The following is a 9,186-nucleotide window of genomic DNA, read 5'->3' as shown; positions in this document are numbered from 1 at the left end:
GGCCCCTAGGGGCCTCTCGCTTTTAGCCATCACCAGTATGAAGCTCAGATCTAATCGAGTTTTAAGTCCCAGGGGATTTGGGCATCTTCGGCGAGGTGGAGCGTGACCTGTTGAGCGCCGTAGCGGTTGAGGTGGCTGGGATCAGAAAAATAATCGTATTCGGTGTCCCATTGAGTGCCCAAGTCCCGGAAGGTGATGTCAGTGCGACGGGCGATCGCCGTCATGTAGTCAATAAATTGCGCCTCATATTCCCCCCGAATCGGGTCGAGGTAGTCCTGGGTCAGGGGCAAATTCACAAAAATCACCTCCACATGGCGGCGTTCTAAATAACGGAGCAAGCGGGTCATCGCCTCATCCTGCTGACCCTGTAACTCGAAATCTTGATAGTCGTTGTCATAGGCACCGCTGACTCTGGGATGGTCGCGGTAGTAGGTTTTAGGGTTGAAGCGGAGATCCAAGGCGAGGAAACCATCAGCGGTAATCGGTTCTTGGGTGGCAAACACCGCATCGGGATCGGCATTGTCTTCCAGTTCCTGCTGCATCACGGCCACCGGTTCGGCGAAATGCGTCCGCAGCCAGTCCCCCAGTTCAGCCCGGTGGGGATGCAGCACCGACAGGGAACCGACTTGATCTTGCAGCCATTGATTGAGGTCTTGGTATTGGTGACTCAGGTGTTTTTGGAGTTCGCGGGGGGAGACGGCGGGGCGAATCGGGGCGGCGTTCTCTGCTGTGGTGCTGTTGGGGGGAAATTGGCCGCGCTCGATTTGCGCGTAGCCTTCGGATTGGGCGATCGCGTCAAAGGTCTGATCCGGACGGCCACTATTAAACGCCCGCGCCCCATCCGCCCACAGCACCACCTGCGGCAACTGCTCCGGGGTCAAAATTTGCTGCAATAACAGCGACACCACCCGCGCTGTGGCTCCATTAATCCCAAAATTGAAAATATCCAAATCTTGGGGGGCTTGGGGATTAGCCGCCAACAATTCACTGAGCACCGAGGGATCGATCCCCCGCATCGCCCGTGAACTGCCCACAATCAGAATATCCGGGGGGCCGGACTGCTTCACCCGTTCTTGATAGAGGGCGAGTTTTTCATTGAGGAGGCGATTATTAAAATCCGGATTTTCGGCCCGGGCCGCGGCCAAGATCGCACTGCTCACCGCACTTTGATGGGTTCCGCTGGCGAGATCCGTCTCTAAGGATAAAACCGTTTCGCGATCGGCATAGGTCTCAGCCGTGACCTGCACCGATCGCCCCCACCAGCGATCCACCTGATGGGTGAGCAAGAGGCCCACCAATGCCCACAGCAGCGCGGCTTTGAGGCCCTGTTGACCGTGCCAGCGGGTGGGGGCGGGCTGCCAGGCGGCATCGGGGTGGGGGAGAAAGATCCCCGTGAGACAGCCGGCCCGGTGGAGGCGCGATCGCCACCGTTCCCAGCGGCCATCGTGGCGGGTCGTGGCCGTCACCGGCGGTGATTCTAACGCCAAGGGAACCGAATCCGCTGCCGTTTCTCCCGCCGCCATCGATTCAAAATTCACCGCCTGACTCCAGAGGGGCGACGACTGCCCCGCCCGCCGACCGTAAATCCGTACCCCGGTAATCCCGTGAATGTGCAGATCCCGAATAAACGGCCCGACCAGGCCCGCCACCAAGGTTTGACGCGGACAGACCACCGCTTCCGTCATCACATGGAGCAAATGACCGCGAAAACAAAGCTTCACCCGAATCCCCCCCGTGGCGAGAAACCCCTCAATATTTGGATTGAGCAAGCGTTGTAACAAGAAGGTGAGCGCGACGGGGGACTGCTGCTGGGCGAGGGTGTGGGGCGAAACCGCAAGATCGGGGTCATGGGAAGCCGGGAGGGGCAACCAATTCACCCAAGCGGGGTCGGCCTGGAGGTGTTCGAGGTCAAGGGGGCTGTGGGGCTGGAGGAGGGTGAGTTTATGCTGGGGAATGCCGTAAATGGCGGCGGCTTTAATCCCTTGGGGGCGGATGGTTGTGAGGCAGTGGCTCACGCCTTTGATCGCTGGGTTGGCGTGGGGGATGGCGGTGGGGAGATTTTCTGAGGGGTGGAGGATGCAGAAGACATGGAGGGTGCTGTCTTGGAGGATGGCCCGGACTTGCAGGCCATCGGCGGCCACCTGTTGATTAAGGAGTCGGTTAATCGCCTGTTCGTCGCCCCATTGAGACCAATGGTGCAGGAGTTCTTTGGGATGGGTGAGATCCACTTGCAGCACCCAGTCGGGGGCGGCTTCACCGCTGACCTGGGAGCGGATCACGGCTTCGCGGAAGCCTTCGAGTTCGAGTTCGCGCAGTTGTTGGGCGATGGGTTCGGCGATCAGGGACGGGTCGGGGCTATAGTCACAGCTACAGATCACCCAGAGGCGACGATGGGCGGTTTGGGGGTCGGGGGTGTCGCTGTCGTCGAGGTGGGGCAGTTTTTGAATCAGGACTTTGACGCTGACCCCCAAATGGGAGAGGGATTCACTGAGGTAGCGGGCGATCGCATCCGGTGCGCCGGTGCGGGCGAGGCTTTCATTGGAAATCAGCGCCACATCGCCCGGATGTGCCGCCGAGGTGGGGCGATCGCTGCCATGGAGGTCGGCTAAGATAATCGATTCAATCCAAGCCGGCCGCTCTTGGCCAGTGGCACGGCCATAGAGAATGATTTTGTAAACCGGGTCTGCGGTCTTTTGAAAGAAGCGGTAAAAACTATCAGCATCGGTTTGCAGGGCAGCGGTGAGGCGCGGCACGAGGTGATGGGAGTCCGGCGCAACCTTGTTTTCGAGCAGGAGGTGCAGATTATTCCCCCGGAGCCGAATCCGCAGCCGCAGGGTGGAATCTTGGATGGCTTGGTGAAACCATTGGGAGAGCGAGGGTGGATTTTGGTTAAGGCGTGGCTGCTGGACATCCCACATGCGATCGCGATCCGTCAAAAAAAGAATACTGACGAAACGTTCCCAAGGGGTGAATGGGAATTTTCCATCAATTCCTTAGTAAAACATAATGCGGCGCAAGACAATGGCCAAGACACTCACCCCACAAACCATCGCCACCTGCCCCGGCAACATCCCTAAGGAATATTGAGTCACCCCCTGCAACAGCGTCACCCCACTCTGACGACTCAAATTCACCACCTGTAGCCCCACCTGATAGCCAATCCCCACCACATGAATCACCACCAACCCCGCCCCACTACTGAGGGCTAAGGTTTCTAAACGGGGCGGCCACCGAAAGGCCAACAGACCACAGAGCCACGCACCGGGGATGAAGCCCAAAATGTAACCAAAGGCCGGTTCTTGTAAATAGTCCAGACCGCCCCCCAGGGTAAAAATCTGGATGTTTTGGATGTTGAGTAAACCGAGGAGCATATAGGCCAACTGAGACCCCGCCGCCGCCCAGGGGCCGCCTAAGCAACCCGTGAGCAACACCGCCCCCACCTGCCAGGAAATGCCCAAAGAGAAGGTGTTGAAGTCCGTGAGTTCCGGCGAGGTTGGGGTGATGATGTAGGCTTCGAGGAATGTGCCGCCGATGGTTAACCCCAGACCAATCAACCCCCACAGCAATTGTTGAAGGGGGGAGACGGGGCGCGATCGCCGTCCCAAGCCCGATCGCTTTTTCCGGGCAGGCTGGGGGCGACGACGCTTACGCGACGGGGGAGTATTCACCAGGGATGGGAGCTTCACCACCCTCTAAGCCCAGAGCGTCGAGCATGGCGTGATCTGTTTCGGGGGGCTGGCCGAGGGTGGTGAGGTAATGACCAATCAACATCGCATTGATCCCCGCTTTCAATCCCAAGGCTTGGAGATCCCCCATCACCGCTTCTCGGCCCCCGGCATAGCGCAGAATTTGCTGGGGCAACAGGAGGCGAATTAAGGCGATCGCATGGAGTGCCTCGTAGGGGTCAAGGCGATTTTGTTCCCCCAAGGGTGTCCCTTCGCGGGGATTGAGCAAATTGAGGGGCACAGATTCCACCTCTAACTCTCGCAACGCCAGGGCCAAATCAATCCGGTCTTCCCAGCGTTCGCCGAGGCCCAGAATCCCACCAGAGCAGGCTTGAATCCCAGCGGCCTTTAGATGTTGGATCGTTTCAACGCGATCGCGCCAGGAATGGGTGGTCACAATCTCCGGAAAAAAGGCTTCCGACACTTCCAGATTGTGGTTGTAGCGCGTCACTCCCGCATCGCGCAGTTGTTGCGCCTGTTCCGGGGTCACTTCCCCCAACGCGCAGCAGGGCTTAATCGCCGTCGTCGCAATAATCTCGCGCACCGTCGCCAGCACCTCAGCAAATTCATTAGATTTGCTATATTTCGGCCCGCGACCTTGGCTCACCAAACAAAAGCGTTTTGCCCCCGCCGCGGCCGCTGCTTTGGCTTGGGCGACAATTTCCGCTTGGGGCTTCAGACCGTAGATCGGTGAATCCTCGCCGGGGTGGTGGGCGGACTGGGCACAAAAGCCGCAATTTTCCGAGCAGCCCCCGGACTTGACATTGACAATGCTACAGAGATCGACGGTATTGCCGCAGCAGGCTTGACGGACGCGATCGGCGGCGGCGCAGAGGGTGAGAATATCCGCCTCGCCCTCTAGGTGGGTTAAGGCGATCGCTTCGTCACGGCTGAGGGAGTCCCCCCCGATAATCCGATCCGTAAGCTGCGCCAGATGCGCGACAAGGGCCTCCCCAGTGAGGCGTTTGGGTTGGGTCGCTGTTAACTCGATTGCTTGAACCACGGTGTATCTCTTTCTCGTATAGGGCCAGATGTCCGGTCTTGAATCGTGAAAAATTCAGTGAAGTGCCTGCAATTTTATCATCTCCCGTTAAATGCCCGAACCGAGATACGACAAAACGTTACGGCTGGGGTGATCTCAAGGGAGGTCAACGCTAGATTAAAGACGGAGGGGATGCGATCGCCCCCGGTTAACCCCATCCCACGGGTCAACAACGTCGAACCCCTCGTTCACCGTCATAGCCAAGAATTAGGAGGCTGATCGGGGACTGTTAGCGAAGCGTAACGCACCTTGATGCGGCCCTAGTGTCGTGGCACAGCCAAAATGATACTTTATTGTAGGGTGGGTTAGGCGGCTTAAACTCCTGCCATCACTGTAATCTAGTAATCCGCCGTAACCCACCGGTTAAGGTGTGTCGTGACACTAGCCACTGGACGGAAGCGCGATCGCCCCCCTAGCATGTTTTTGTTTTTTTCAAGACATTTACAAAATTTCATACCATGATCGGGGGTTATATTATTTCTAATATTCAAAAATATAGTCATCCTTGCTACAGTTTAGATTCTGCAATTTTTGAGTCTCATTCACTGACCTACCATCATTCATTCACCCATCACTGCCGTGGTTTCTTCTCTTCCTCAAAATTCTTCCCTAACAACAACTGCACCCATCCGCTGTACCGGCGCTTACGCCCTGCTTGATAGCCTAGTTCGCCATGGTGTCAAGCACATCTTTGGCTATCCCGGTGGGGCCATTCTCCCGATCTACGACGAAATCTACCGCGCCGAAGCTCGCGGCGATATTCAACATATTCTGGTGCGCCACGAACAAGGCGCATCCCACGCCGCCGATGGCTATGCTCGTGCTACGGGCCAAGTGGGGGTGTGTTTTGCCACCTCCGGCCCTGGGGCAACCAACCTCGTCACCGGCATCGCCACGGCGCACCTCGATTCAATTCCCCTCGTGGCGATTACCGGCCAAGTGCCCCGCAGTGCGATCGGCACCGATGCCTTCCAAGAAACGGATATTTGGGGAATCACCCTGCCGATCGTCAAAAATTCCTACGTGGTGCGACGCGCCGAAGACATGGGACGGATTATCGCCGAAGCCTTTCACATTGCCCGCACCGGACGGCCCGGGCCGGTGTTGGTGGATATTCCCAAAGATGTGGGCCTTGAAGAATTTGACTATGTGCCCGTCGAACCGGCCTCGATTCGTCTGCCGGGCTATCGTCCCACGGTGAAGGGCAATCCCCGCCAAATTAATGCTGCCATCCACCTGATGCAAAAGGCGAAACGGCCGCTGCTGTATGTGGGGGGCGGTGCGATTATTGCCGGGGCCCATACGGAACTGAAACAGTTAGCCGAACAGTTTCAAATGCCCGTCACCACGACCCTGATGGGGATGGGGGCGTTTGATGAAAACCACCCGCTCTCCGTGGGAATGCTGGGGATGCATGGCACGGCCTACGCGAACTTTGCGGTGAGTGAATGTGATTTGTTGATTGCGGTGGGGGCGCGGTTTGACGATCGCGTCGCTGGCCGCCTCGATACCTTTGCCTCCGAAGCCCAGGTGATTCACATCGACATTGACCCGGCGGAAGTGGGTAAGAATAAAGCCCCCGATGTGCCGATTGTGGGGGATGTGAAGGTGGTGCTGCAACAGATTCTCAACCGGGTATCTGAGGTGGCGGTGAATCCGGATGGGGATCAAACGTTGCTATGGCGCGATCGCATTGACCGCTGGCGCACCGATTACCCCCTGGTTGTGCCCCACCATCCCCACAGTCTCTCGCCCCAAGAGGTGATCGTAGAATTGGGTCACCAAGCCCCCTACGCCTATTTCACCACGGATGTGGGACAACACCAAATGTGGGCGGCCCAGTTCATCAACTACGGCCCCCGGCGGTGGATTTCCAGCGCGGGCCTAGGGACGATGGGCTTTGGGATGCCCGCCGCCATGGGGGTGAAAGTGGCGCTCCCCGATGAGCAGGTGATCTGCATCAGTGGTGATGCCAGTTTCCAGATGAACCTCCAGGAATTGGGAACCCTTGCCCAGTACGACATCGCAGCGAAAACCGTGATTATTAATAACGGTTGGCAGGGCATGGTGCGGCAATGGCAAGAAACCTTCTACGGGGAACGCTATTCCGCCTCGAATATGCAGCAAGGCACGCCGGACTTCGTCAAACTGGCCGAAGCCTACGGGGTGAAGGGGATGCGCATTCACGATCGCAGCGAATTAAAAGAGGCGATCGCGGAAATGCTCGCCTATGACGGCCCCGTCCTCCTCGATGCCCATGTGAAAAAAGACGAAAACTGCTACCCGATGATCGCCCCCGGTCAATCCAACTCCCAAATGTTGGGTCTGCCCCAAAAGGACAGCATCGATCAAGCTGTGGGCATCATCCACTGTGGCTCCTGTGGCGCGAAAAACGTCAGCACCAATCGCTTCTGCCCGGAATGTGGCACAGCCCTCTAGCTCACGATTGGTCTGCCATTGAGGGGATACCCCATGCAATCAAGAGGAGAGCGATCGCGATCGCTCTCCTCTCGATTACGCCGATTTTCTGCCGCGTCGCCCACGATAGCGAGAAAATCTCGCTAGAATCACAACGGAGAATCCCCCCTACCCCACGCAATCACATCCTATGGCTTTCCTGCGCTGGCACTGGCTTTTTGTAAGCATCCTCATCCTGGGGGTGAGTTGTCGTTCCGCAGCCGACTCCTCCAACGCCACCGATGCCGATCAGCCCCCCTTTCCCGACGGCGATGCCCCCATTGTGAGCCGAGAGCCGCCCCCCCGCCCCAGTCCGCCCCGCCCTCCCAGTTCCCCCAGCCCCCAAGTTAGCCCCAGTCCCAGCCCAACACCCGACGACGATCGCCCCTGGATCACCCTCAACGGCAACGGCGTTAGCCTGTCCCTGCCCCCAGACTATGACGGCGGCAACCCCAGCCAAGACTTTCAACAACTCCAGCAAAAACTCAACGCCATCAACCCCAGCTACGCCCGCCGTTTTGCCAGCATCCAAGACAATCCCGAAAGCATCGCCCTGTTAGCCTTTGATCGCAACAGTAAAGAAGCCGAGTTTTTAACCAATGTCACTGTGGCCGTGGAGCGCGTTCCGACGGAAGTCTCGATGGAACAGTATGTCCAAGCCGCCGGTCAGCAATTGTCCCAAGCCTATAAAATCGAAGCGCAAGCCCTGCTGACCGTTGGAACCTACCCAGCCGGACAGATTGTGGGCACCATCGTCGCGGATAATGATGTCCCCGTGAAGCAATTGTTTTATTTAGTGCAGGCGGAAAACCAATTTTGGATTATTACCTATGCCACCACTGCGGCGGAATTTGAACAACGGTTGCCCACCTTTCAGCGAAGTATCCAAAGCCTCAAACTGTCGTCCTGAGCCTTCTGCCCTTTTTCTTCTGTTCTGATGCAACTGAAACACGTCATCATCATCTATAAAGCGGGTCATCCCCTCAGTAAAAAATGGGCGGAAACCTGTGCGCGACAACTCGAAACCTTGGGAGCACAGGTGCTCGTTGGGCCAAGCGGCCCGAAAGACAATCCCTATCCGGTGTTTTTGTCGTCGATTAATCAGCGCATTGATCTAGGGGTGGTGTTAGGGGGAGATGGGACGACGTTGGCGGCGGCGCGACATTTGGCCCCGGTGGGAACGCCGATTTTGGCGGTGAATGTGGGGGGACATTTGGGGTTTTTAACGGAGCCGTTTGAGTTGTTTCGCGAGACGGAACAGGTGTGGGCGCGGTTGATTGAAGATCGCTACGCGGTGCAGCGGCGGATGATGTTGCAGGCCTATTTGCTTGAAGGCGATCGCATCATGCCCACGGTGGTCAGTGAACAATTTCTTTGCCTCAATGAAATCTGCATTAAACCGGCCAGTGTGGATCGGATGCCTACCTCGATTTTGGAAATGGAGGTGGATGGGGAAATTGTTGATCAATACCATGGCGATGGGTTGATCGTGGCAACCCCCACCGGCTCGACCTGTTACAACGCTTCGGCCAATGGCCCGATTGTGCATTCGGGGATGGATGCGATCGCCATCACGCCCATTTGCCCCCTCAGCCTTTCGACGCGACCGATTGTGATGCCCCCCGGCTCGGTGATTAGCGTTTGGCCCTTGGGTGATGTGGATCTCTATACCAAACTCTGGACGGACGGGGTGATGGCCTCGCAGATTTGGCCAGGGCAACGGGTGAATATCAGTATGGCGGACTGCCAAGCCAAATTTATCATCCTGCAAAGTGATCAATCCTTTTACCAAACCCTCCGGGAAAAACTCCACTGGGGCGGCACTCGGATTCACTACGACCAAGGGGCAATGAATTAATCCCCACGCTCAAGGCTACTGCTGATATACAAATCGATTTCAAGTTCCAAAACTTTCGTGATCCCCCCCAGCCCCCCTTAAAAAAGGGGGGAGCCGCTCAAAGT

At 57.3% G+C, this 9,186-nt stretch carries 6 protein-coding genes; 3 read left to right on the top strand and 3 right to left on the bottom strand.

What is annotated here, in order from left to right; genetic code table 11:
• Positions 1-50 precede the first annotated feature (50 nt).
• The 3 genes from PN477_RS08785 to bioB are packed head-to-tail and all read right to left on the bottom strand — an operon-like array spanning position 51 to position 4,728.
• On the bottom strand, positions 51-2,936 hold the full coding sequence (locus PN477_RS08785; protein WP_272116369.1) for a hypothetical protein: 2,886 nt from the start codon (positions 2,934-2,936) through the stop codon (positions 51-53).
• Positions 2,937-2,993: 57 nt separating this feature from the next.
• The gene (locus tag PN477_RS08780; protein ID WP_272116367.1) at positions 2,994-3,668 is read right to left on the bottom strand and encodes a biotin transporter BioY; all 675 of its coding nucleotides are present in this window, start codon (positions 3,666-3,668) and stop codon (positions 2,994-2,996) included.
• Entirely contained in the window at positions 3,646-4,728 is a 1,083-nt protein-coding gene (bioB, locus tag PN477_RS08775; protein WP_272116366.1) for a biotin synthase BioB, read from the bottom strand. Before bioB ends, PN477_RS08780 begins: the two co-directional genes overlap by 23 nt.
• Before the next feature lie 618 nt (positions 4,729-5,346).
• Between bioB and ilvB the strand changes: the two genes are divergently transcribed.
• The 3 genes from ilvB to PN477_RS08760 all read left to right on the top strand — a co-directional run bounded on the left by ilvB (position 5,347) and on the right by PN477_RS08760 (position 9,082).
• Positions 5,347-7,206, top strand: coding sequence for a biosynthetic-type acetolactate synthase large subunit (gene ilvB / locus PN477_RS08770; protein ID WP_272116364.1), 1,860 nt, complete (start codon positions 5,347-5,349; stop codon positions 7,204-7,206).
• A gap of 169 nt (positions 7,207-7,375) precedes the next feature.
• On the top strand, positions 7,376-8,134 hold the full coding sequence (locus PN477_RS08765; RefSeq protein ID WP_272147169.1) for a hypothetical protein: 759 nt from the start codon (positions 7,376-7,378) through the stop codon (positions 8,132-8,134).
• A gap of 27 nt (positions 8,135-8,161) precedes the next feature.
• Positions 8,162-9,082, top strand: coding sequence for an NAD(+) kinase (locus PN477_RS08760; protein WP_272147167.1), 921 nt, complete (start codon positions 8,162-8,164; stop codon positions 9,080-9,082).
• Positions 9,083-9,186: the final 104 nt, after the last annotated feature.

This window comes from Spirulina subsalsa CS-330 (assembly GCF_028330765.1).
Classification (GTDB): domain Bacteria; phylum Cyanobacteriota; class Cyanobacteriia; order Cyanobacteriales; family Spirulinaceae; genus Spirulina; species Spirulina subsalsa_A.
The sequence above is the reverse complement of the archived record's forward strand: the minus strand, read 5'-3'. Positions and strand labels throughout refer to the sequence as shown.